The 23,415-nt window shown below is 66.3% G+C and carries 18 protein-coding genes; 8 read left to right on the top strand and 10 right to left on the bottom strand.

Annotation, left to right across the window (positions count from 1 at the left end):
- Positions 1-381: 381 nt before the first annotated feature.
- From G5C50_RS09205 to egtB, 4 genes are read right to left on the bottom strand one after another with little or no spacing between them, the layout of a single operon-like run.
- On the bottom strand, positions 382-1,887 hold the full coding sequence (locus tag G5C50_RS09205; protein ID WP_165068108.1) for an ABC transporter permease/substrate-binding protein: 1,506 nt from the start codon (positions 1,885-1,887) through the stop codon (positions 382-384).
- Complete coding sequence (locus G5C50_RS09210) at positions 1,884-2,621, bottom strand: ATP-binding cassette domain-containing protein (RefSeq protein ID WP_165068110.1); 738 nt, start codon at positions 2,619-2,621, stop codon at positions 1,884-1,886. Before G5C50_RS09210 ends, G5C50_RS09205 begins: the two co-directional genes overlap by 4 nt.
- Before the next feature lie 40 nt (positions 2,622-2,661).
- Positions 2,662-3,618, bottom strand: coding sequence for an L-histidine N(alpha)-methyltransferase (gene egtD, locus G5C50_RS09215; protein WP_165068112.1), 957 nt, complete (start codon positions 3,616-3,618; stop codon positions 2,662-2,664).
- A complete protein-coding gene (gene egtB / locus G5C50_RS09220) occupies positions 3,615-4,877 on the bottom strand; it encodes an ergothioneine biosynthesis protein EgtB (RefSeq protein ID WP_165068113.1) in 1,263 nt (420 codons plus the stop codon). Before egtB ends, egtD begins: the two co-directional genes overlap by 4 nt.
- Before the next feature lie 514 nt (positions 4,878-5,391).
- On the opposite strand from egtB, the gene G5C50_RS32240 reads away from it, so the two are divergent.
- Complete coding sequence (locus G5C50_RS32240; RefSeq protein ID WP_206107626.1) at positions 5,392-6,576, top strand: SLOG cluster 4 domain-containing protein; 1,185 nt, start codon at positions 5,392-5,394, stop codon at positions 6,574-6,576.
- A gap of 127 nt (positions 6,577-6,703) precedes the next feature.
- Here G5C50_RS32240 and G5C50_RS09230 read toward each other — a convergent pair whose 3' ends face one another.
- Positions 6,704-7,657 carry a carbon-nitrogen hydrolase family protein gene (locus G5C50_RS09230; protein WP_165068115.1) on the bottom strand — a complete coding sequence of 318 codons (954 nt, stop codon included), beginning with the start codon at positions 7,655-7,657 and terminating at the stop codon, positions 6,704-6,706.
- A gap of 293 nt (positions 7,658-7,950) precedes the next feature.
- On the opposite strand from G5C50_RS09230, the gene G5C50_RS09235 reads away from it, so the two are divergent.
- Entirely contained in the window at positions 7,951-8,862 is a 912-nt protein-coding gene (locus G5C50_RS09235; protein ID WP_165068117.1) for a phosphorothioated DNA-binding restriction endonuclease, read from the top strand.
- 14 nt (positions 8,863-8,876) lie between these two features.
- Here G5C50_RS09235 and G5C50_RS09240 read toward each other — a convergent pair whose 3' ends face one another.
- Entirely contained in the window at positions 8,877-9,167 is a 291-nt protein-coding gene (locus G5C50_RS09240; RefSeq protein ID WP_165068119.1) for a hypothetical protein, read from the bottom strand.
- Between the two features lie 159 nt (positions 9,168-9,326).
- Here G5C50_RS09240 and G5C50_RS09245 point away from each other — a divergent pair, with 159 nt between their 5' ends.
- Entirely contained in the window at positions 9,327-9,953 is a 627-nt protein-coding gene (locus G5C50_RS09245) for a hypothetical protein (RefSeq protein ID WP_165068121.1), read from the top strand.
- 47 nt (positions 9,954-10,000) lie between these two features.
- On the opposite strand, the gene G5C50_RS09250 is transcribed toward G5C50_RS09245, so the two are convergent.
- Entirely contained in the window at positions 10,001-10,303 is a 303-nt protein-coding gene (locus G5C50_RS09250; RefSeq protein ID WP_165068123.1) for a hypothetical protein, read from the bottom strand.
- Between the two features lie 236 nt (positions 10,304-10,539).
- Here G5C50_RS09250 and G5C50_RS09255 point away from each other — a divergent pair, with 236 nt between their 5' ends.
- The gene (locus G5C50_RS09255; protein WP_165068126.1) at positions 10,540-11,061 is read left to right on the top strand and encodes a hypothetical protein; all 522 of its coding nucleotides are present in this window, start codon (positions 10,540-10,542) and stop codon (positions 11,059-11,061) included.
- Positions 11,062-11,121: 60 nt separating this feature from the next.
- On the opposite strand, the gene G5C50_RS09260 is transcribed toward G5C50_RS09255, so the two are convergent.
- A complete protein-coding gene (locus G5C50_RS09260; RefSeq protein WP_165068128.1) occupies positions 11,122-12,525 on the bottom strand; it encodes a DUF1501 domain-containing protein in 1,404 nt (467 codons plus the stop codon).
- A 265-nt stretch (positions 12,526-12,790) separates the two neighbouring features.
- Between G5C50_RS09260 and G5C50_RS09265 the strand changes: the two genes are divergently transcribed.
- A complete protein-coding gene (locus tag G5C50_RS09265; RefSeq protein ID WP_165068130.1) occupies positions 12,791-14,215 on the top strand; it encodes a hypothetical protein in 1,425 nt (474 codons plus the stop codon).
- A 263-nt stretch (positions 14,216-14,478) separates the two neighbouring features.
- On the opposite strand, the gene G5C50_RS09270 is transcribed toward G5C50_RS09265, so the two are convergent.
- Positions 14,479-16,923: a S1C family serine protease gene (locus tag G5C50_RS09270; RefSeq protein ID WP_165068133.1), complete on the bottom strand. Its 2,445-nt coding sequence runs from the start codon at positions 16,921-16,923 to the stop codon at positions 14,479-14,481.
- A gap of 207 nt (positions 16,924-17,130) precedes the next feature.
- Complete coding sequence (locus tag G5C50_RS09275; RefSeq protein WP_165068135.1) at positions 17,131-17,616, bottom strand: VOC family protein; 486 nt, start codon at positions 17,614-17,616, stop codon at positions 17,131-17,133.
- 279 nt (positions 17,617-17,895) lie between these two features.
- Between G5C50_RS09275 and G5C50_RS09280 the strand changes: the two genes are divergently transcribed.
- From G5C50_RS09280 to G5C50_RS09290, 3 genes are all read left to right on the top strand, one after another.
- On the top strand, positions 17,896-19,239 hold the full coding sequence (locus G5C50_RS09280) for a Gfo/Idh/MocA family protein (protein ID WP_165068138.1): 1,344 nt from the start codon (positions 17,896-17,898) through the stop codon (positions 19,237-19,239).
- Between the two features lie 271 nt (positions 19,240-19,510).
- On the top strand, positions 19,511-21,271 hold the full coding sequence (locus G5C50_RS09285) for an FAD-dependent oxidoreductase (RefSeq protein ID WP_165068658.1): 1,761 nt from the start codon (positions 19,511-19,513) through the stop codon (positions 21,269-21,271).
- Positions 21,272-21,628: 357 nt separating this feature from the next.
- A complete protein-coding gene (locus G5C50_RS09290) occupies positions 21,629-23,404 on the top strand; it encodes a WD40 repeat domain-containing protein (protein ID WP_165068140.1) in 1,776 nt (591 codons plus the stop codon).
- The last annotated feature ends 11 nt before the right edge of the window (positions 23,405-23,415 follow it).

Here is a 23,415-nt window from a genome sequence, read left to right on the forward strand (position 1 = left end):
ATGGAATTTCTCGTCTTCAAGGTCGCGGTGCTTTCCGAGCTGTCCTTCGTACCAGTTGCCTGCCTCCCAACTTTTCCTCGTGCGGGCCGTCGGGCCGGGTCGCCCGGGAGGATTGCTCCCGCCCAGCGGGCCGTCGGTGTCAAGCGGGCCGTCGGTGTCCGGGCCGTCGGTGTCGGCGTCCGGGCCGTCGGTGTCCGGGCCGTCGGTGTCAGTTCATTTTCCGCCTCGACACGGGCCGTCGGTGTCAGTTCATTTTCCGCCTCGACAGGCCGTCGACGTCGGGGGCGTCTATGCGGGATGGTCGGAAGGCAGTAGCCTCGCTTCCTAACCTTCGAAGATGAAGTCGATGTTCGCCCTGGACGGGAACCGGAGGAGCCCCGGCTAGCGTCTGAGGAAAGCCCGCTTCTCGATCATCCCGAACATGGCTTCGATGGCCAGGGCCAGCACGGCGGCTGGGATGGCGCCTTCGAGCATGAGGGGGACGTCGAACTTGTCGATCCCGCGCAGGATGGGACGGCCGTAGCCGCCGGCGCCGATGAAGCCGCCGAGCGTGGCCGTGCCCACGTTGATCACGGCGGCCGTCCGCACGCCGGCCAGGATGGTCGCGGCTGAGAGGGGGAGCTCGACGCGCCAGAGCACGGCCCTCGGCGGCAGCCCGAGCGCCTCGGCCGATTCGCGGAGTGATCGGGGGACGCTCGTCAGGCCGGCGTATGTGTTCCGCACGACGGGGAGCAGGCTGTAGAGGAACAGGGCGGCGATCGCCGGCGGTGCGCCGGTCCCCCGCCCCACCAGCCACATCATCACCGGGATCATGAAGAGCAAAAGCGCGAGCGAAGGGATCGTCTGGATCACCCCGGCCGAGGCCAGGACGAACCGCCCCAACGTCGGTCGGCGGGCGGCGATCACTCCCAGCGGGATTCCCACCAGCACCGCGGCCAGCAGTGACGGGACGACGAGGACCAGGTGCTCAAGGGTCGTGGCCGTCACGCGCCCGGCCAGCGTGTCCTCGCCCGATGAAGACCCGAGCCCCAACTCGGACCGGATGAACTCGGCCGCGACTTCGCGCTCGTCGCGCTTGTCCACCTGGACGGCGGCGTTCATCCGTTGCATCGCCTCCTCGGAGATGCGGCCTTCCAGCCGACGGAGCTGGTCCGCGACCGCGGGCCGCCGGACTTCGAGGTCCTCGCGATACAACCAGACCGCCTCGTAAGCCGGGAAGAAGTTCAGGTCGTCCGGCAGCACCAGGAGGTCGTACTGCGCGATCTCGCCGTCGGTGGTGTAAACCTCGGTCACGTCGAGCGCCTTCTCCACCACGGCGCGATACGCCAGGGTATGGTTCATCCCCTGGACGTTGGCCTGCGGCAGGCCGTAGCGACGCTTCAAACCCGGCCAGCCGTCGGGCCGATCGAGGAACTCGTGGATGAAGCCGCACCGCAGTTCTGGATGGTCGCGGAGGTCGGACGTCTTCGTGATGCCCAGGGAGGCGGCGACGTCCTTGCGCATGCCGAGCGCGTAGTTGTTGCGGAAGCCGAGCGGTCGGCCGAGGCGGACCCCGTGCTTCGCCAGCGCGGCGGCGAGGTCCGGCGGATCGTCCCTGAGGATCTGCCGAGTGATGGTGCCGGTGTACTCGGCATAGGCGTCGATGTCGCCCTGGGTCAGCGCCAGCCAGAGCGCGGGAGTCCCGCCGAGGTCGTCACGCCGCGCCGGCACCCCCGCGAGGCGGGCCATGAGGACGCCGATCTCGGAGAGGATCACCGACTCGGTGAACTTCTTCGCACCGATCACGGTCGGCTTCGGAGCCCGAGTGCAGCCGGACGCGACGAGACCCGCGACCAGGATGCAAGCGGAGAGCCTGGCGATGAGGAAGGGAAGCCGCCGGGGCCTCATGCGGGGATCTCCGGGGCCCTGTGGGCCTGGACGAAGCGGGTGACGAAGGCGTCCGCGGGGCGACGCCACAGGTCGGCCGGGCTCCCATCCTGCACGATCCGCCCGTCGCGGAGGAGGACGACCCGGTCGGCGAAGAACGTCGCCTCGCCCAGGTCGTGCGTCACGAGGACCACGGTCTTGCCCAGCTCGCGGAAGATGTCGCGGAGTTCGTCCTGGAGATCGGCGCGGACGAGCGGATCGAGCGCGCCGAGCGGCTCGTCGAGCAGCAGCGCGTCCGGTTCCAGCATCAGGGCTCGCATCAGCCCGACTCGCTGCCGTTGCCCGCCCGAGAGCTGATCCGGATACCGGTCGAGCCCCTCGGCGGGAAAGCGGGCCAGCGTCGCCAACTCGTCCACGCGATCCGCGATCCAACGGCGATCCCTCCCGAGATAACGCGCCATCAGCGTCACGTTTTCGCGCGCCGTCAGGTGGGGGAAGAGGCCTCCCTCCTGGATCACGTAGCCGACCCGGAGCCGCACCGAGCCGATCGTCTCGGGCGTGACGGGTTCGCCGTCGAAGCGGACTTCCCCGGCGTCCGGGACGACCAGGCCGATGAGGAGCCGCAGGAGAGTTGATTTCCCACAGCCGCTGGGCCCGATCAGCACGGTCGTCCGCCCGGCTGGCAGGTCCAGCGAGAGCGGGCCGAGGGCCGTCCGGTCCGCATAAGATTTCTCGACGCCTCGCAGCGTGAACATCGAATTATCACCGTGTTTTGACGTGATCGCCTCCGCGATCTCAGGCCGTGGGCGTCGCCGTGAAGTGGAGGACGGCGAAGTAGCCGCGAGCGTCGGTCCAGGTATCATCGAGGCGAAGCCCGCACGCTCCGGCCCGGACGGCGAGTTCGGCGACGTCGTACTTGTATGAGTTCTCGGTGTGGATCGACTCGCCGGCGCGGAAGTCGAACGTCGTGGAGCCGACGGTCGCCTGCTGCTCCGAATCGCTCACGAGGTGCATCTCGATCCTCGATTCCTCGCGGTTGTAGTAGGCGACGTGGCGGAAGGCCTGCACGTCGAAGTCGGCCCCCAACTCGCGGTTGATTCGGACGAGAAGGTTACGGTTGAATGCGGCGGTCACGCCGGCCGCATCGTTGTAGGCTCGCTCCAGGACTTCCGGGTCCTTTCGCAGGTCGACGCCCAGCAGCAGCCCTCCCCCTTCGCCGACGAGGTGGGCGATGCGTCGGAGGAGGGCGTCGGCCTCGGGCGGGTCGAAATTGCCGATCGTCGAGCCGGGGAAATAGACCACGCGCCTCCGCGAGGGCCGCTCGGGGACTGCGAACCGGGTCGTGAAGTCAGCGACGACGGGGACGATGTCCAGGTACGGATAGTCGGCGGCCAGGGTCGCGGCGGCCGCGCGGAGGTGTTCCCCCGAGACGTCCACCGGCACGTATCCGGCCGCCCGGTCGAGCCGATCCAGCAGGATCCGGACTTTCGTCGCGCTGCCGGCGCCGAGTTCGATCAGCAGGCAACGCGAGCCGCAACGCTCGGAGATCGCCCCGGCGTTTGCGTGCATGATGCCGATCTCGGTGCGCGTTGGGTAGTACTCGGGGAGGTCGGTGATGCGGTCGAACAAGCGAGACCCGACGGCGTCGTAGAAATACTTTGACGGCAGCCGCTTCCGCCGCAGGGAGAGCCCGGCGAGGACGTCGGATCGGAGGCATTTGTTGGCGCGCGTTGCGATCAGGGCGTTCATCATGCTGGGGCGTCCTTGGCGAGCCGAAGGCCGGTGAATTGCCAGCGGGCGTCCGGCGGGAAGAAGTTACGGTACGTCAGGCGGACGTGCGCCGCGGGCGTGGCGCACGAGCCGCCGCGGAGGACCATCTGGTTGCACATGAACTTGCCGTTGTATTCGCCCAGCGCGCCGGCGGCCGGCCGGTAGCCGGGATAGGCGACGTAAGGGCTGGCGGTCCAGACCCAGACGTCCCCGTAGCACGACCCTCCGGCCGCGCCCGGGTGGAAGCGTTCCGAATCGAGGAAGTTGCCGCGCACCTCGCGCGGCCCGACCGCGGCCTCCCATTCGAACTCGGTCGGCAAGCGAGCGCCCGCCCAGCGGGCGTAGGCGTCGGCCTCATAGTAGCTGATATGGCAGACCGGCTCGGCCGGGTCGAGCGGCCGCGTCCCGCGGAGCGTAAAGGAGACGCGTTCGGAGCCTTCGAGATGCCAGTACAACGGCGCGGACCAGCCGACGGCCTGCTTCGCCGCCCAACCGTCAGATAGCCAGAGATCCGGGCGGCTGTAGCCGTCGTCGGCGATGAAATCGAGATACTCGCCGTTGGTGACAGGCCGCGAGGCGAAGTCGAACGCCTCCAGGAACACGCGATGCCGCGGCCCCTCGTTGTCGAATGCGAACCCATCCCCGTCATGACCGATCCAGCGCACGTCCGCCGGGTGCGACTCCCACTCGAGGCGGGCGGCCTGCGCCGGCGGGGCCTCGCTCGGCGGGGCGTACCGCGGGCGGAGCGGATTCAGCCCGAAGGCGTGCTTCAGGTCGGTGAGCAGCAGCTCCTGGTGCTGCTCCTCGTGGTACATGCCGAGTTCGAGGATCGGGGAGATCTCGGCCAACTCGCGATCGTCGATCGACTCCAGCAGCGACAACATCCGTTCGTCGACCGACCGTCGATAGGCGTAAATCTCGGCGACGGTGGGACGCGACAGCAACCCCCGCGCGGGACGCGGCCAACGGTCGCCGACGGCGTTGTAGTAGGAGTTGAACAGGTAGCAAAACTGGGGATGAAACGGACGGAAGCCCGGTTCGCGCCGCTCCAGGATGAACGTCTCGAAGAACCAGGCGGTGTGGGCCAGGTGCCACTTGGGAGGACTGCAATCGGGCATCGACTGAAGCTGATAATCCTCCAACTCCAACGGCTTGCATAGCTTTTCGGTCCGGGCGCGGGTGTCGCGGAAACGCCGAGCCAGGACAGGTCGTGCGACGGTTTCGAGCAACTGTCCGGGCATGTCGTCTCCTGGGCGATCGAGATCGAATTGGGGAGCCAGCTCCAAAGGCGACCATGCCGAGGTGCATCGGGATGAGACCCCATCCCGCAACACGACGACTCCCCCGGGAGCTTCGGCCCGGGAGAGCGACACGTGATTCTGCGGGTGAGGACAAGTGCCACGCATGAGTGATGTTGGGCCTCGCACGGCTCTCGGTTGGCGGAAACCATTCAATCGGCGCGCCGTTGAGAGCTTACTCAGGTGGCTCTCGAGTGGTTCGGGTGGGGGCAGACAAGCCGTTCGGCAACGTTTGGCGAGATGCACGCGTTGACTGGCATCGCTGTCGGGATTGGCGATCTCGCTGGGATTCTCGCGGCTTTCTCATGTCGACTGGCCGACGCACCGCCCACGGAGCGAGTTTGGATGTTTCGCGACGTCGATCGGGGTTGAGAGAAAACAAAACTGTTAGGATCGAAGGCCGCTCGGGCGGGTGGGGCCGCCGAGTTTTCGTGGTCGGCGGCGGAGGCTTGGCGTCGTGCAGTCTCTGGGCATCGTGTTGATGTGCGTGGCCGCGGCGGTCTGCTACGGGATCGTTCACGATCAGGTGACGGCCCGGGTGTGCGTCGAGTATTTCACCGTTGGCCATCCGCCGGTGTTCGGCACCGACGACCCGACCCTGCTCGGCCTCGGCTGGGGCGTGATTGCGACGTGGTGGGCCGGCCTGCTGGTTGGGATCCCGTTGGCCCTGGTCGCCCGCGCCGGGTCGCGACCCAGGCGGACGGTCGGGTCGCTGGTTCGGCCGGTCGCCGGGCTGCTCGCCGTCATGGCGGTGTGCGCCTTCGCGGCCGGCGTGGTCGGTTGGCTGCTGGCGTCCGCCGGGCTGGTGGTTCTGGTCGGTCCGATCGCCCAGGAACTGCCGGCCGAAAGGCACGTGCCGTTCCTCGCGGACCTCTGGGCGCACTCGGCCAGCTATTTCTTCGGCTTCGCCGGCGGCGTCGTGGTCATGGTGATGGTGTGGCGCTCGCGGGGCCGAGCGGCCAGGGTTCAGAGCACCGGACTGGACGCGGCCGCCGACCATCGGAGCACGACGGGGAACGCGAGTCTTTCATCGGCGGCGACCGGCGGGGGCTTCGATCAGGAGGCGAGGCGCATTGAAGCGACGCTGCCGCCCGGACCGCGGGTCGCGATTCTGGGGAGCACCGATTTCTGGCATGCCGACAGCGAGCGGACCTGCGCCCGGATCGGCCAGTTGCTCGCAGGCATCCGCGGACTGGTACTGCTGACTGGCGGGGTCGAGGGGATCGGCGAAGCGGTCGGTCGCAGCTTCTTCCGGGCCCGTTGCGAATCCGGACAGGAGCCGCGCGTCTATCACGTACTCCCCGAGGGCGAGGAAGCGTGGGACTACGGTGAGACGCTCTTCGCCGGGGCCGACATGACCGAGCGGCGCGAAGTTCTGGGGCGGCTCTCGAAGGTCTTCTTGATGGTCGAAGGCGGGCCGCGAGCAGGACACGAGGCCGACGTCGCCGCCGCCCACGGCGCGGTCGTCATCCCGGTCGGCCGATCCGGCGGCCATGCCGCTGCCCTGTTCGGCAAAATGAGCCGGCCGCCCGCCATCGACTCCGACGCGTGGGCAACCCTGGGGTCGAATCAATCCACGCCCGAGGAGGCGGCGACGGCGGCGATCCGTGCCGTTCAGGCGTGCGTCGACTCAACAAGCTAACCCCACAACGCCGCAGCCTTGACGCACGGACCGCGTATTACGCCATTGGAGAGGCGCCGGCCCGTGGCCAACCACCGGCCCCCGTTGGGTGCGTGGCCACCGGCCGGGCCGGTGCGTGACAACGCCCTTACCTGGGACGCGAGTCGGCATGTAGGAGAGGGCGGAAGGTGGTCGCGTAGTAGGTTCGCCCGAGATCGTTGAAGGCGTCCCACCTCTCCAGCGTCTTCGAGGGGATCTCGACCGTCCAAAAGTCGTCGGGGATCGGCGCGAGATCGCCCTGGACGCGGCCGGGGGCGATCTCCGCGGTGACGATGCCCTCGCCATCCTCATCCGCCAGGCGGGCGAGGACGTTGCCGTGACCGTCGACGATCTGCGCCTCGCCGAGGAATCGGGAGTCGTAGGTGCGACCTTCGACGCCCGGAATCAGTCCGATGAACTCGCCCGCCTGGGCGGCGTGCACGACGGGGACGCCGAGCCTCCTCGCCAACTCGCCTGGAGCCTGCCGGAGCATGCCTCGGAGTCGCGCCTGGTCGTCCACCTGCTCAGGGGCTACGGGAAGAGGCACGTCCCACCAGCACGAGCCGCCGACGACGAGGTCCACTTTCCCCAGGAGCCTGCGCGCAGTTCGGGAACGGATCAGCTCCCAGCACAGGGCCGCGCCCACAGGCCCGGCCGGGGTCCTGAGGACGCCGTCGTCCGAGCCGCCGATGTAATAGCTGTTCTCCCACATCGTCGGCAGGTCTTTGTCGTGGCGATAGTACCGGCCGTCGGGGAAGACGAGCAGGAAGCTGTTGAAGCAGTCGTCACCTGACTTCGCCAGGAACGACCCGCCAATGACGCTGTCGTGCTTCCGCGAGAGCTTGCGCAGCATCTCCAGGGCGGGGCCTTCGAGCGGCAGCCACGCCGACAGCATCGCCGGGCTGAACGCTGCGGGAGAGGTGAAGAACTCGGGCAAGATCACCCATTGAGCCCCGTCGCGAAACGCCTGGCGCGCCAGCGACTCTGCGTGCGAAAGGTTGTCGGCCACGTCGCCAACCTTCGCCCGCAGCTGGATTGCTGCGATCCGGATTGCTTCCGCCATTGCCCTCCTCCCGCCCATCGCCGAAGAATCGAAGCCTCGGTCGTCAATTCGGCCAAGCCGACCGACCAATGAGTCGACTGCCCGGTCTGGGAAAGGCTGTGCTTCGCGTGCGTCAAATGACGGGGGAGCCCAGCGCTGATTTAACCACGGCGGAATCCGGCCGCAAGCAGAATCCAGGTGATCGACCCCAGGCCCCGCCTTTGGACACGCACCGAAAGGGCCGTATTGCGTGCCAGCCGGCACGGTGGCGATGGGCCGACGAGTGGGTTACGCTCTCCTCTACGGGGAGAGCCATGTCCGACGAAGCGGTGCTGAAACGGTTCGACGAGCTGGGCATCTGGAGGCAAGGCGGCCAGCGTGCGCCACACAAGCCGCTGCTCGTTCTCTACGCCCTGGGCCGGTGGCAGGCAGGTCAGAAGGATGTCGGCTTTCGGCAGGTTGAGACGGATCTGACCGCCCTGCTCCGCGAGTTCGGGCCGTCGAGGAAGCGAGATCTCCCCGAGCAGCCGTTCTGGCGACTCCAGCGCGACGGCGTCTGGGCGGTTCACGCTCCGTCTGGCATCGCCATGAAGACCGGCGACGATATTCCGCGGGCGACCGCCTTACGGTCGAACGACGTCCGCGCCGAGTTCACGGCAGACGTCCAGGCCGCATTATCGGCCGATTCCGGGCTCGCAGCCTCCATCGCGGTTCGGGTGCTTGAACAGCACTTTCCCGAATCGCTCCACCCCGACATTCTCAACGCGGTCGGCCTGTCGCTGGAAACCGCCGTCACGAAACGCAAACGCGATCCGGCTTTCCGGCAGAAGGTGCTGAAAGCCTACGAATACCGCTGCGCGGTCTGCGGCTTCGATCTGCGCATCGGCGCCACGTCCATCGCCCTGGACGCCGCCCACATCCGTTGGCATCAGGCGGGCGGCCCAGAGACGGAAGACAACGGCCTCGCCCTCTGCGTCCTGCATCACAAGACGTTCGACCTGGGAGCGTTCACGGTTCAGGACGGCCTGCTGCTGGTGTCGGACCAGGCCAACGGCTCGACGGGCTTTCAGGAGGCCTTGATGGCCTACCACGGCAAGCCGATCCGGACAGCCCAGCGCCCCGACTGGACGCCGCATCCGGAGCACCTTGGTTGGCACGGGCGCGAGGTCTTCAAGGGCGAGGCGAGGCACGTGCTCCGCGAGAAGAGAATGAATCGAATCTATTAAATTGATATCATATTTTATTCCTTAAATAGAACGGCCATCGCCTTTCGTCCCGAAAAGACGTTGTCCGGGTTGGCGGAGCTGAAGCAGTATCCGAATGGGTTGCCCGGGATGACAGCAATCTGTTCACCCTTGGACGATTCGAAATAGACGCCCTCGACGCGATCCCCCACCGCCATGAGCAAATCGACGACGAAGGAGGTCCAGGTCTGATAGACGCGGGGCTCGACGTACCAGTCGGGGGGCGAGTAGGGATAAGGACTTAAGGGTTCGCCGTCCAATCCCACGACGAGCTTCCAGGTGGACATGGTCGGGTCCTCCTGCCAATGTAAACCCGGTTGGCTCCCCTGCATTGTTCGTGCCAACGTCTGTATTTCTGTGGGCATTTTCATGTGGTCAGTCGCGAATTTCCTGAAACTTCGCAAACGCTCGCCGTACAGAACGACCCAGCGGAACGGGGACCGCTCATGACGACGCGACGGATCACCATTTTCGATGTGATGACGCTGGTCGCCGCGACCGCCTTCGGTCTCTGGCTGGCGCGGTTCAGCTTCGTGGACAGGCCCGCGGCCCCAGCGGGTTGGACGTTCACCTGGCCGCTTACCCCGAGTGCGGGCGGCTACGCCTCAAAGCGGTGGTTGATTCCGATCGCGGAGAAGCTGGTTCCAGTCCTGCCGTGTCTTTCGACGTGGAGCGGCGCGATCCTCGTGATCCGGCTGATTCCGCCGAGACCGAGGCGTAGGAGACTGGTCGGCCAACCGGGCTTCGTCGCGGCGGTCGTCGTGGTCGTCGTCGTTCTCGTCGAGTCGGCGCTGCTGGTGGGATCGGCGAAGCTGGATGGGAGATTCGGCTGGTCGAGCCCGTCCGACGCGGCCCGGTTCGCAGCCAACGGGTTCGTCATGCTCGCGCATCACGCGGGCTGGGCCGTCGCAGCGTCATGGCTGACGCTCGCCCTTGTCGGCCGCTGGCGTTCGGAGGCGGGATGGATCGACCGCCTGGGGCGAGTCCTCGGCGTCGTCTGGATCATGATCGGACCGCCGGCGAGCCTGCTGCTCGACCATGCGGCGTGGTGGGGGAACTTCCTGACGCCTTGAAACCCTGCGTGGTGAGCGCCGTCCAAGGTGGGGTGGCGAGCGAAGGCTCACCTGCGCCAGAGGGGGAACTTCTGGAAAGCCTTGTCGAGCGAGGCGAAAAGCGTCTGGGTCTCGTCGATCTTGGTATTGGTCCGGGCCAGGCTCAGGTTGGTCTGTTCCAGCTTGCGACTGGTCTCCGCCAACTTCTCCTGCATCTCGGCGATCTGGCGATTGGCGGCAAGGAGCTGGGTGTTCGCCTGCGAGATCCCGGCGTTCGTCTTCTCCACGCAGTCGATCACACGGTCGATGCGAGTCACGGTGAAATAGCCGGCGCCGAGCAGGGCGAAGGCGAGGATGATCTGGCGTCCCATATTCGGCTCCGTCGAGGGTGCGACTCCTAAAGACGTGAAAATTCTCGAATGCAACTGCGGTGCCAATCGAATGCGGAGAGGGCCCAGCCTCCGATCGAGAGAGGTTCATGGTGCGCCACGCATCACGCGATCCGTGACCGTCGGCATGCTCTCTTCTCGAACCATCTGGGTTCTGAAAGAATCTACATGGTGTTGTCGCTGGCCTCGTTGAGCCTCGGTGAAAGGGCAACCATCCCATGGGCCACTCTCGTCTCATCCCCCAGTTCACCGTGCTCCGGTTGATGGTCTCCATTGCGGTCGTCGCGGGGGGCCTGGCTTATCTCGTGAACACCAAGGGGGCCTACTGGGCTGCTCTCTCCAACGTCCCGCTTCGATTCACGATCCTTGACGACGCGAGCGGCCGGCCGATCCCGCACGCTTCCGTGAGGCTCCCTGGGACCCCCGTCTACGAGTCCCCTCCCACCGGCGACGACGGCCAGACGACGGTCGTCGTCAGCGTGATGTGCAGCGGCGAGACGGGCCTCCTGCGCAAGACCCGCCACGCGAACTTCGGCCCCTGGCGCATCCGGGTTGTGGCTCCCGGCTACAAGACGTTCGTGGAGAGCCTGGAGGATCACACGCAAGACGCCCGGTTCCACGAGGAGAACCCCAACCCGCCTCCCATCGTCATCCGAATGCAACGCGAGCCCGAGCGCCCGGCTTCGGGTGGCGACGGAGGAGCGACCGGGGCTGTGGGGACGCCCGGAACTCCTGGTTGATCAGGTTCAGGTTCGCGGCCGAGGCCGCTTCCGTCGGGCCTGGGCCCCGCGTGGCTCGGTTCAGGCAAACAGGCCGGGGATCGGTTCCCAGCCGATCATGGTCTGGGAGAATTCGCGCGGGAGGCTGGGGACGAGTCGAAGCTGGGAGACGTCGAACAGCGTGTGCATGATCGTGGCGATCAGGTGGCGGGGGGTGACGGCCTGAGACTGAGGCGCGGAGCCGTCGCGGTTGGAGAGGCCGATGACCTGGCCGGCGGGGAGGCCGCCGCCGGTCAGGAGCAAGGGGCCGAGGTTCCCCCAGTGGTCGCGTCCTCCCTGGCCGTTGATCCGGGGGGATCGACCCATCTCACCGCAGGCGACGAGCAGGATCTTTTCATCCAGGCCTCGCGCGTGCAGGTCGTCGATGAAGGCGGACAAGGCGTGGTCCAGCGGGGGGCCCATGTAGCGCATCCCCTCTTCCATCGTGGCGTTGTTCTGGTCGGCGTGCATGTCCCAGACGAAGTTGGTCGTCACCGTGACGAACCCGCAGCCGCGCTCGCAAAGGCGACGAGCCAGGAGCAGCAGCTTGCCCAGCGACTTGGCGTTGTCCGCGTAGTTCTTGTGGTTGTTCCACTTCTTGTCGATGGCGTCCGGTCGGACGAGGGGGGCGGTGTCGTAGCGGGCCACGAGCCGAGGGTCTTCCCGTTCCAGGTCGAACGCCTCGGCCAACCCGCCGCTGAGCAGCCGGCAGGCCTGGTCCCACATCCCGTCCACCCCTTCGAGCGTCCGATCGTGATCGAGCCGACGCGCGAGCCCGTCCAGCGAGGCGAGCAGGGCGCGGCGGTCGTCGAGCCGTTCGCGAGGAAAGGCCAGGCTCATCGAACCGGCCCCGTCCCCCTGACTGGGGTCGAACGGCGCGTGCGCCGCGGAGAGCGGGCCGGTCGCGTTGAAGCGGCCGAAGCTCGTCGTCACGGGCCGCGTGGAGGAGTCCACGGCGCGAGGGAATAGGACGACGTTCGTCGGCATTCCGGTCCGAGGGTCGTTGGCCCCAGCGACTCGCGAATACACCGAGCCGAGGTTCGAGCCGAAGCTGTCGCGACCCACCAGCGGCTTGAGGTCGTGGTTGGCGTCGCCCGGCACGAACGACCGGACGATGTTCAGCCGGTCGGCCCTCGCGGCCAGGCCGGGGAACGAACCGCCGAAGGTGACCCCCGGAATGCTCGTGGCGAGCTCGCCCGTGGCGCTCCGGATCCGGTCGGGCATCCCCATCTTCGGGTCGAAGGTCTCGAACTGGCTCGGCCCGCCGTGGAGGAAGAGGAAGATGACCGACTTCCCCGTGAGCACCCCCGGAATCGTCTCGGCCCGAGCCCGCAGCGCGGCCAGGTCCGACAGGCTCAGTCCCCCGGCGGCGATCGCGGCCGAGCCGCCGATCTTCAGGAAGCTCCGTCGATTCTGTCGGGCGTCCCGATCGAAGAGCGTCAACATGGCGAGCCTCGCACTCTCAGACGATCGAGGGCCATGGACGAAGCGCTCGCCGCCGCGTCTCATGGGCCGTCAGCCGAGGCGATTAGAACCGATCGCGCTCCCGGAAGCCACCGGATAATCACCCCCGAACCCGTGGCGTCGTGGGATCGGCGACGGACCATTCGCGGCCCAGCTTGCTCTGAGGCATGATGACGTCCTACTATTTTCTTAGTGGCGATTCCGACGCCAAGGCTTGCCAACGCTCTTCAGCACGGAGCCCCTCTCGATGCGACCGATGCTCGCCATCTGCTTGACCTTGCTGGCCTCGTACGCGGCGGCGCAAGATGACAGGCCGATCCCGCAAGACCACGCCAAGATGGAAGCGCTCGACCGCGAATGCCGGGAGTGGCACCTCCAGACGTTCCCGCAGGCGTACGATCGTGTCGGCAAAAAGAACCCCAAGTGGGACGACCTGGCCCGAGGCGCCCTGGATCTACTCGCTCGCAAGGCCTCGGATCAAATCGATCCGCCCATCACGGACGCTGATATTCGCGACGCGATGAAGAAGGCGGTCGACGCCGGCTGCGACGACCCGCTCGTCCGCTTTTATCTCGCCTTTCTCTCGCCGCCCGCGAAGGCGGAGATGGCGGAGTTCACGAAGAAACTACGGGCGATCTCTGACGCGATGAAGCAGAGTGCCTACCCGCCGATCCGTAAAGCGTTCGTCTTCCTCGCCGCCGCGGATTATGCGTCGTTGAAGGAGAACATCAGCGAGGACGAAAAGAAGCAGGTCGCGCGAGAACTCGACGGCGTCCTGGAATTACTGCCCAAGAGCATGGCCGAGGATCCGAGGGGCGAGCAATGGTATTACCGCTGGAATCAGATCATCCGGTCCGCCGTCGCCATCAACAAAGTGCTCTCCGGCGACCATAAGGCCGCCTTCGACCGCGTCGACTCCAAGCTCGCCAAGTTCGGGGGGGCCGAATACTCGCGACTGGCGGCCAAGGGGGCCTTCTACATCGATTGGGCGTGGGAAGCGCGGGGCGGCGGTTACGCCAACACGGTCACCGAGGAGGGATTTCGCCTCTTCGATTCGCGGCTCAACGCGGCCAGGGAGGCCCTGGAGCAGGCATGGAAACTGAACCCGGCCAGCACGATCGTGCCGAACCTGATGCTGACCGTCGAGACGGGGAACGGGGGCGGCGATCGCGAGGCGATGGAGACGTGGTTCGAGCGTGCGATGCGGAACAACGGGAACGATCACCGTTCATGCTCGGCGAAACTGAACTGGTTGGATCCCAAGTGGTACGGGGATGAGGAAGGCGAGGAGATGGTGGCTTTCGGCAGGGCTTGCGCCGCCACCAAGAACTGGGGCGTCGGCCTCCCGATCCTCGCCCTGGACGCTCATTACCGCCGTTTCACGAGGATGGAACCCGGCGAATGGAAGACTTACATCAGGAAGCCGGACGTGTGGGCGGATTTCTCGACGGTCTACCCCGAACACCTGAAGCGACACCCCGACGACCATATCGTGCGGAGCAAGTACGCCATGGCGTGTTTCACGAGCGAGCACTTCCAGGAAGCGAAGGAGCAGTTCGATATCCTGGGCGACAACCTCTGCGAGTGGATCACGGGGCCGAGATGGGATCTTGAGGAACTGAAGCGATGCCGCGAGGAGACCACGAAGTACCTCGCGTCCCAGAAGAAATAAGCCGACCTGCCAGGGCGGGGCGCCCGACACCGACCGCCTCGCCTCGCCCCGCCACGGCCTTGGCGACGACGATCAGGCGGTTGAATCGGCTTCGACGAAGCGCGTGGTGAGCGGGCTGGAACGGCCGTAAGTTCGATCGTCACTCCACCGTGAATACACCGACCCCAATGCCGGCCGCGGCGGAAAGCGTCAGGGTCGTCAGCCAGAACCGTCGGATGGAAGTCTCGCTGGGCAGCGGTCGCGTCCCGGATCGTTGAGGGCGGTCAATTCCTCTCGCGGACGTTCTCCTGGTTGAGCGAGAAATCCATGAAGCGAACGGTGAGCGGTTCCTTCGAGGCGTTGGAGCCGATGAGCCCGATTCTGACCTTGTCGGGGAACCTCATCGGGAGCTGCTGGAGGGTGAAGACGAACTGATTTGTGCCGAAGAAACAGCGTACGGCCCCATCCAGGCGGACGATCCGGACCTTCAGCGGACCTTCGGGGGCATGCTGGACGAAGGGGCCCTGGAGCCGGCCGTTGTCGCGGAACTCGACGACGACCTCGGTCTTGGTCGTGGTCCCTCGGCCGCCGTTGAAGCGGTCTCGTTCGACGGTGACGCCTCGCTCGATCCAGACGTAGTTGTTCTTGTCCTCGTAAACGACGAGGCCGGCCCCCTGGTAGGTGTTGGGCAGAGACTTCCCCTTGTGCTTGGCGGGCTCAAGGCCCGGCAGCAGCGAGCCGCCGACCTGCACGCTCATGTCGAAGTCCCCCTGGACTTCGGTGAGCGTCATCGGGGACGGCCGCGAGGCGAAGTCCGGTCCCAGCAGGAAGACGCCGGCGGGGACGTCCAGGACGACGCCGTCTTCGCGTTTGGTCAGCTTGCAGGCCTTTGATGGGTCGACGAGGTCGCCGGGGTTGATCGAGCTGGCTCCGTCGTCCCCCCCCTGCGCGGGGTTGCGCACCACGAGGGTCGAGGCGCCGGGGACGGAGGGGACGACATAGCGGAAGGGCTTCTCCCGGATCGTCGCCCCAGACTCGTCGCGGGCGCAGATCTGAAAACTCATCGCCCGTCCGTTCGTCGGCCGAACGCGGATCGTGCCCGAGAGCCGACCGGCTCGATTCTCGAGCGGCGCTCGGTCCGCGCCGGGGATCTCCGCCCAACCCGCGATTGGATCAGGGGATGCGGGCGACTCCGGTCCGGCGAGCAGTTCCACCGATCGGAGCTTGCTGAACGGGTCGATCGCCGCTCCGCGGACGTCGAGGACGGTCTCGCCGCCCTTCGTCGACATGACTCCCAGGCGGACGCGTCCGACGCGGCCGGCGATCATCCGCACCAACTCGGAGGCAGGGACCGCGAAGCCGATGTTGGTGTTCGCGATCTTCGCCACGGCCAGTCCGACCAGCCGGCCCTTCTCGTCGACCACCGGGCCGCCGCTGTTGCCCGGATTGATCGAGCCGTCGATCTGGACCACCGTCAGGCGGCCGGCCTCGTCGTACTGGAGCCGCGACACCGAGCCCCGCGCGGTCGAGGCCGAGGGATTGCGGTGGTCCCCCGGGTCGCTCGCGCCGGGGAGCATGCCGGGAAGATCGCCGAACGGGAAGCCGCAGATGAGGACCGGCGTCGTCTCGGTTGCGTCCGAGACGGAAGACGGCTCGATCGGGGCCGGCGGCGACGGGACGCCGTCGACTTGCAAGAGGGCCAGGTCCCGATTCCCCTCGCGATCGTAGGCGATCACCCGGGCCATCCTGCTGACCTCGCGGCCTCCCGGCATACCGCTGCGGAAGACCGCCGTGATCGAGGAACGGGAAGCGGCGGTCGTCTCGTCGCCCTCGGTCTCCTGGGCGTTGCGCATGCCCACGACGTGGTGGTTGGTGGCGATGTAGGCCGTGTTCCCGTCGACCCGGACGACGAATCCCGTTCCGCTCGACTGCTCTCGACCCTGGCCGACCTTCAGGTAGACGGTCGCCTCCTTGATCCGGGTCACCAGGTCCGTAAGGCTCGGCGCGGAGGCCGGCGGAGTCGCCGATGGAGCGGCCGGCGGGGCTGCCGGGGCAGCGGCCGGCGGGATCGCCGGAGGAGCGGTCGGTGGGATCGCCGGAGGAGCTGCTGGTTTCGAGGCGGCCTGGACCACGGCGGGATTTGCGGCCGGCGGTGCGATCGGGCCCGGAGAAGAAGGCGCCCCGGCAAGTCCCGGCTGCACCCCCAAATTCGGAGGCTGCGGGGGCAGGTTCAGTGGTTGCAGGGGAGTCGACAGACCCGTGAGCGGCGTGGCTGCCAAAGGGCCGTTCGTCGGCCGGATCCAGGTGCGAGGGTTGGAGGGGAACTTCGCGACGGGCGGCGGCGGACTGGGGGCGAGCAGCCTCGTCACGGCGATCCAGGCAAGCGCCGCGACCAGGAGCCCGGCGCTTCCAGCCCCCAGCCGTTTGGGCGTCCAGAACGGGGCTTCATACTCCTCATCGAGCCAGTCGTCGTCCTCTTCCGCCCCCGGATCCTCGGGCGGGGCTTCCGAGGGCGGAATCGGTTCGGAATCGACCTGGGGACGACTCTTCGTCATGGTCAGCGCGGTGGGTTCCTCTGGCTCGTCGTCGACGGCAGGAGCGGCTGCCGGGGCATGACGCGTTACGGTGACCAGATTCCGGCAGGAGACGCAGACGGCGCGGGGACCGACGAACCCCTCGGGGAGCGAATGCGTGGCGTTGCAATAAGGGCAGGTGAACTCGGTCGCCATGAGCGCCTCGCTCGACTGGAGTCGGGGTTCGGGATTCGCAATGTCGCCTGTGCGATGCGATGCATTTTGCGACTCCAGTCTAACCTGGCGCGAGTCATGGCGGAAAGAGTTTGGAATCGTCTCTCTGGAGCGAATCCCGTCGCCATGGACCGGGAATGAGAGAACACCTGGCCGTTGGGTAAGCGAGGCGTCTCTCCTTTCCTCAGCTCAGCCTTTGCCCCGGCGCGCGGCCTCAATCGCCGCGATGTCGATCTTCCCCATCGTCATCATGGCTTCCATGGCTCGCTTCGCGGCGGCTCGATCCGGGTCGGTCGTCGCTTCGAGCAGCACGCGCGGCGTGATCTGCCAGGAGAAGCCCCACTTGTCCTTGCACCAACCGCAGGCGCTCTCCTCGCCGCCGTGGTCGACGATCGCGTTCCAGTAGCGGTCGGTTTCTTCCTGGTTCTCGGTCAGCACCATGAAGCTGACTGACTCGTTCGGCTTGAAATTCGGCCCGCCGTTGAGGCCGATGTAATCCTGGCCCAGGACGGTGAACTCGACGATCAGTTCCTCGCCCTCCTTCATGGACGGATTGTCCGCGGCGGAGGCGTGCCCCTTCCCGACGTGGCTGTCGGGGAACACGCTGGCGTAGAACTCGGCCGCCTCGCGGGCCTTGCCATGATCGAACCACAGGCAGGTCTTCATTTTGTTCATATCTCGCTCTCCTCGCTTGGAGCCGACGAAACTGAAGGGATGACCCGGTCATCTCTCCTGGAGAGATCACGACGTCAGGGGATTGAAACCAGTTATCGACGATAAGTCAACATGCGTACAGTAAAAATCTGGCTTTCGCGGCAGTTGGTGGATTCGTCGCAAGGTTGCGTCGAGGCGGCCGGCGCTCCAGAATGGAGCGATTCGGTCCTCGGCGCGACATCTGCCGCCCCGGGACGTCGACCTTGTTTCGGAATACGACTCAGCCAGGGGGAAGACGAGATGAACGGCGAGACGAGGACTAGCCGGCGCGGGTTCCTGATGGGGGCCGGCGCGGGCGCGGCGGCGGGCCTGGCGTTCCCGACGATCCTGACGAGCAAGACGCGGGCCGGCCTGGTCGCTCCGTCCGAGCGGATCCGGCTCGGGTTCATCGGCGTCGGTCGGCAGGGGAACGACAACCTCAAGGGCTTCCTGGGCAAGAAGGAAGTCGAGGTCGTCGCCCTGGCGGACGTTGACAAGAAGCACCTGGCCTCCACGGCCGACGTCGTCCAGAAGGCTGGCGGCAAGCCGGCGACGTTCGGCGACTACCGCAAGCTGCTCGACGACGACTCGATCGACGCCGTCGTCGTCTGCACCCCCGACCACTGGCACGCCCTGGCGACGACCGACTCCTGCGCCGCCGGCAAGGACGTCTACTGCGAAAAGCCGCTCAGCCTGACCATCGCCGAGGGGCGACGGATGGTCGACGTGGCCCGCGCCTCCAAGCGGGTCGTGCAGACCGGCAGCCAGCAGCGCTCCGACGACCGCTTCCGCCTGGCCTGCGAGCAGGTCCGCAGCGGTCGGCTGGGGAAGATCAAGGAGGTCCACGTCCTGCTGCCGAAGGTCAACTTCGCCGGCCCGGCCGTCGCCGACTCCACCCCTCCCGCCGAGCTGGACTACCAGTTCTGGCTTGGCCCCGCCCCCGAGCGGCCCTACAACGAGAAGCACGTCCACTACCTCTTCCGCTTCTTCTGGGACTACTCCGGCGGCCAGATGACGAACTTCGGCGCCCACCACCTGGACATCGCCCAGTGGGCCCTCGGCCGCGACGAATCCGGCCCGTCGGAGATCGAGGCGACGGCCACCTTCAACAAGGACCACTGGTTCGAGGTCGCCGAGACCAGCAAGATCGTCTACACCTACGATGACGGCGTGAAGCTCCTCTGCCTGCAGGGCGAGGGCAAGGGCCACTCGGTCCAGTTCAAGGGCGAGAAGGGCGAAATCGGCGTCTCCCGCGGCAGCATCTCCGCCAGCAATCCGGATCTGCTCAAGCAGGAGGGCCACAGCGACACGGTCCACCTGTACGTCAGCAAGAACCACCACCAGAACTTCCTCGACTGCGTCAAGTCGCGCAAGAACCCGATCTGCGACGTCGAGATCGGCCACCGCTCGGCGACCGTCTGCCACCTGGGGAACATCGCCATCCGGGCCGGCCGGAAGATCAAGTGGGACCCCAAGGCCGAGACGATCGTCGGCGACGCCGAGGCCGCCTCGATGCTCTCCCGCCCGTATCGCTCCCCCTGGAAGCTCCCTGACCCGGCCGCCGTCAAGCCCAAGGCCGTCGCCGCGGCCGCCGCGGGCGCCTGAGGCGTCGACCGGATCGAGACGAATTTGTTAGGATTTAACGACGCACGCCGCGAAGCCGCGGCGTGCGTCGTTGTGTTTTGATGGATGACTTCCTGAGACTCTTCACGGATCCCCTCCCCCGGGCTTCGGTTTCGGCCGGGTGTCGGGTGCCATGCCCATGCTTGCGTAGCCATGGCAGCCGATTCGAAAGGCGGCGTCGACGATGAGTCGTCGTGGGCTGGACGGAGATGAGTGAGGAGTCTCGATGTTCTTGATCTGTCGAGGCGGACTGATGCGCAGGCGAGAGTTCCTCGGGGCTTGGGGTGCGGGTTTGGCGTTGGCGGCGACTGCGCGAGGGCCTCTCGCTCGGGGAGCGGCGGCGGCCGCCGGGACGGTTTACGCGGACTTCGACGTCGTGATCGCCGGCGGGACGACGGCGGCCTTCGCGGCGGCCGTGGCTGCGGCCGAGTCGGGCGCGCGGACCTGCCTCATCGAGCCGACCGACTGGGTCGGCGGCCAGATTACCTCGAGCGCCGTGCCGGCCATCGACGAGGCCTGGCACACGATCAAGGACAAGAAGACCGGCGAGTCCTACAAGGTCTTCTCCATCGCCCGCGACCGCGTCAACATGACGCCCAACTTCCGCGCGATGCTCGACGCCACCGGCAACCCCGGTCAGGGATGGGTCAGCAACTACTGCTTCGAGCCCAAGAACTTCCTCGACCAGCACCTGCTGCCGCTGGAGAAGAAGCTCGTCGAATCCGGCAAGCTGGTCGTCTTCCGCGACACCGTCATCAAGAAGGTTGACGCGGCCGGCGATCGCATCACGGCGATCACGGCGATCCGCCGCACGCCCAGGCCGGGCGTCGCCGCTGGGGGCTATGATCTTCTCCCCTCGAAGGACCTGGCCGACTGGTACAGCCCCGAGCCTTCCTCGCGGTTCGACAAGGAAGTGATCCGCTTTGAGGCCCCCGCCGGGCGTCCTGTCGTCTTCCTGGACGCCACCGAGTGGGGCGAGGTTCTCGTCCTGGCCGACGCTCCCTATCTCCAGGGCGTGGAGACCGAGGACGGCGGCCGCGTTGGCGACGACCGCTGCGGCCAGTCGACGGTCTACGACTTCGTCCAGCGCTTCGCCGCCGAGGGCGCCGACGAGCCCGCCGGTCCCGAGGGCGTCACCGGCTTCGGCTACGACGAGTTCCACGGCAAGGCTGAGGCCTGGAACAAGATCTGGACCTATCGCCGGATCAAGAGCGCCAAGGGGGGCGGCCCGGCGGCCGTCGGCGACCTCTGCCTCCAGAACTGGGGATACTCGCCCAAGCTCCAGGCCGGCGGCAACGACTATCCGTTCGGCTACCTCTTCATCTCGAAGACCGACGCCGAGGCCCAGAAGGCTGACTGGAAGGGGGGCGTCGACCTGGCCGTAATGGCCGAGGCCGAGCGCCGGGCGTTGGGCTGGCACCACTGGTTCAAGCAGCACGCTCCCGAGGGGATCGACCCCCGGCAAATCCTGCTCGACGGTTCGGTCCTGGGGACCTCGCACGGCCTGGCGAAGCTCCCCTACATCCGCGACACCCGGCGCTCGATCGGCGTCGACGGCTACGTCCTGAAGGGGAGCGACCTGACCGGCTCGGTCGCGAAGAAGACGGGCCGACGCTTCTTCGACCGGGTCGCGCTGGGGGCCTACCCGATGGACGTCCACCCGATGTCCACCTGCAAGATGCCCGCCTACATCACTTCGGCCCATGACACGCTGCCGTTCTACATCCCGTTCCGCGCCCTGACGAACGAGAAGTACGGCAACCTGCTCGTCGCCGGCAAGACGATGGCCCAGAGCTTCCTGGCCAACGCCGCGACCCGCCTGCACCCGATCGAGTGGTCCACCGGCACCGCCGCCGGCGTCGCCGCCGCCGACATGGCCAAGAACCGCCTCACCACCCGCGACGAACTGGAACGGATCGAGTCCCTCCAGGCCCTCGTCCGCCAGAAGACCCCGACCGAGTGGACCATCGACGGCAAGCTCTACCCCGGCGCGGACGTCGGCGTGGGAGAGTGAGGAAGGATTTGAGCGAAGGGATTCCATCCAGTCAGCCGAACTCGCGAACGACCTTATGCTCGACGAGGCTCTCGACCTGTGGGAAAGCGAAAATGCCCTTCCCGCAGGTCGAGAGCCGACGTTTCAGGCCATCCAGCGAAGCCTGGACGACATGAACAAGCGGCGGACGGTGGACGCCTACGAGTCGGCAGCGCGATTGTCATCACGCCCTGACGTGGGAGGCGAAAGGAAGTGCCGATGAATCTTCTGGATCGCGTTACGGAATACGGGAAGCCCATATCCAAGGTCGTCTTCCTCCCCGCCGGCGACGGGTTTCTGGCACTCTCCGGGGCCGACGATGAGATCACTCGCTGGGACGTGGCAGGCGACAAGATCGTCCGTGCCTGGTCGATCGGCGGCCGGCAGTCGGTTCAACAGAGGATCTTCGACGCCAGCGTCCACCCCGACGGCGACCGCTTCGCCTGCGTAGGCAGGGGCCGCGCGATCGATATCCGGTCCACGGCGGACGGATCGCTCCTCTCCACTCTGGGGCGACGCCCGAAAAGCAAGAAGAGCCTGGGATATGGCAGTTGTTCATTCTCCGTCGACGGACGGTTGATTCTGGCCTGGGCCGTGAACGACGACGGCGACACCCGTGCTTTCAACGTCGCGGACGGAGCCGAGTTTGCCTCGTTAGATGAAAATGTTTACGACTGCGTTGTTGCCATTGCCGCGCATCCTGAAGGTGAAATCTTCGCACTCGTGGGCGCCGGGGCGGACAGCTCATGTGTACGGTTCGCGAGGTTTGACTCCTCCAGTGTTTACAGCACCTCTCTAGATCTGGACCTGAAATACCTCGCTCAGCACATCCGATTTAGCCCGGCCGGCGATTACCTGGCCATCGTCGGCGATATCCCTCCAGTGACGTTCGACGTGGTCAAATTCCCCTCCCTCGAGCACGTCGTCCACTATCGCGTCAACGCCGACGTCGATCCCTACGACACCGACATCCCTCTCTTCATGAAATCCGCTGCCGACGACGATGAACGGGACGTTTACGACGAAGCCCCTATCGCCAACGGACTCGCCTTCACCGGCGACGGCGCCGGGGTGATCCTCCCGGATTTCTCGGGCGATCTCGTGGAGTTCTCGCTGGCGAAGGGCGAGGAAGTCGGGCGATGGCGGGGTCACGAAAACGTCGCCACCTCGGTGGACGTCAATCGCGACTTCACGCGCTACATCAGCTCGGGTCTCGACGGCTCGTTGGCCCTCTGGGGCCGATCGAAGGCAGGTCTGCGTTCGGCAGACTCCGCGAGCAAGCCCATGACGACGGAGTTCATCGGCCTCTATAAGCAGTACGCCCCCAAGGATCTTCCATTGGGACGAAAGAGCGTGTTCATCGATCGAGCAAAGCCGGCAAGTCAGGATTCCAGCGCTGAAGCCATGCAATCTGAATCGCGGAATTCAGGGGGCTCCCCAGAAGCGACGGGCCCGACCCAGACCACGCCTGATAGCGACGGTTCGACTTCGGGGCCTTCAGAGACTGGAGCGAAAATGCTTCAGTACAGTGTGCTGGTTCGGCGGATACGGTCCGTTTGGGACCTAGCTACGGTGATGGTCGAGGCTTCCTCCAGAGACGAAGCATCAGAGATTTGTGATGACTATTATAAGATCGCGAAGCTCGATCCCGAATGGAAGCTTGAGCGGGACTCTATTGAAGAGAGTCACGCGGTAAACATCGAACCGCTGTCGAACCGACTCGTGAAGAAATCAGATTCGGTGGATGTTCTCTTGAAGGATGCCTCAACCTACCTCAAGACACTCTACGACCGGCTTGTCGTCGAGCCCGCCATGTATAAGATCCTCGGCAAGATGGTCCGGCTTCTCGCCGAGGGCGGGTATGACCAACTCGGAGAAGTCGGTCAGGCGGTCGGGACCTATGAGGATCCCGAGTACCCCAAGGACTGGGACTGGAACGACTGCAACAACCTCAAGGAAGCGGTTCGGGAGCGGATCCAGGGGGCGGCGGGAGCGATCTCCGACTGGTTGAAGGCTCACCCGGAGATCACGGCGGCGAAGCGAAAGAAGTTGGAGAAGGCTCGCAAAGATCTCGGCAAGGAAGCGGACGTTCTGGCTTCCCTCGATCTGTCATAGCAGTGACTGCA

This window comes from Paludisphaera rhizosphaerae (assembly GCF_011065895.1).
Lineage (GTDB): Bacteria > Planctomycetota > Planctomycetia > Isosphaerales > Isosphaeraceae > Paludisphaera > Paludisphaera rhizosphaerae.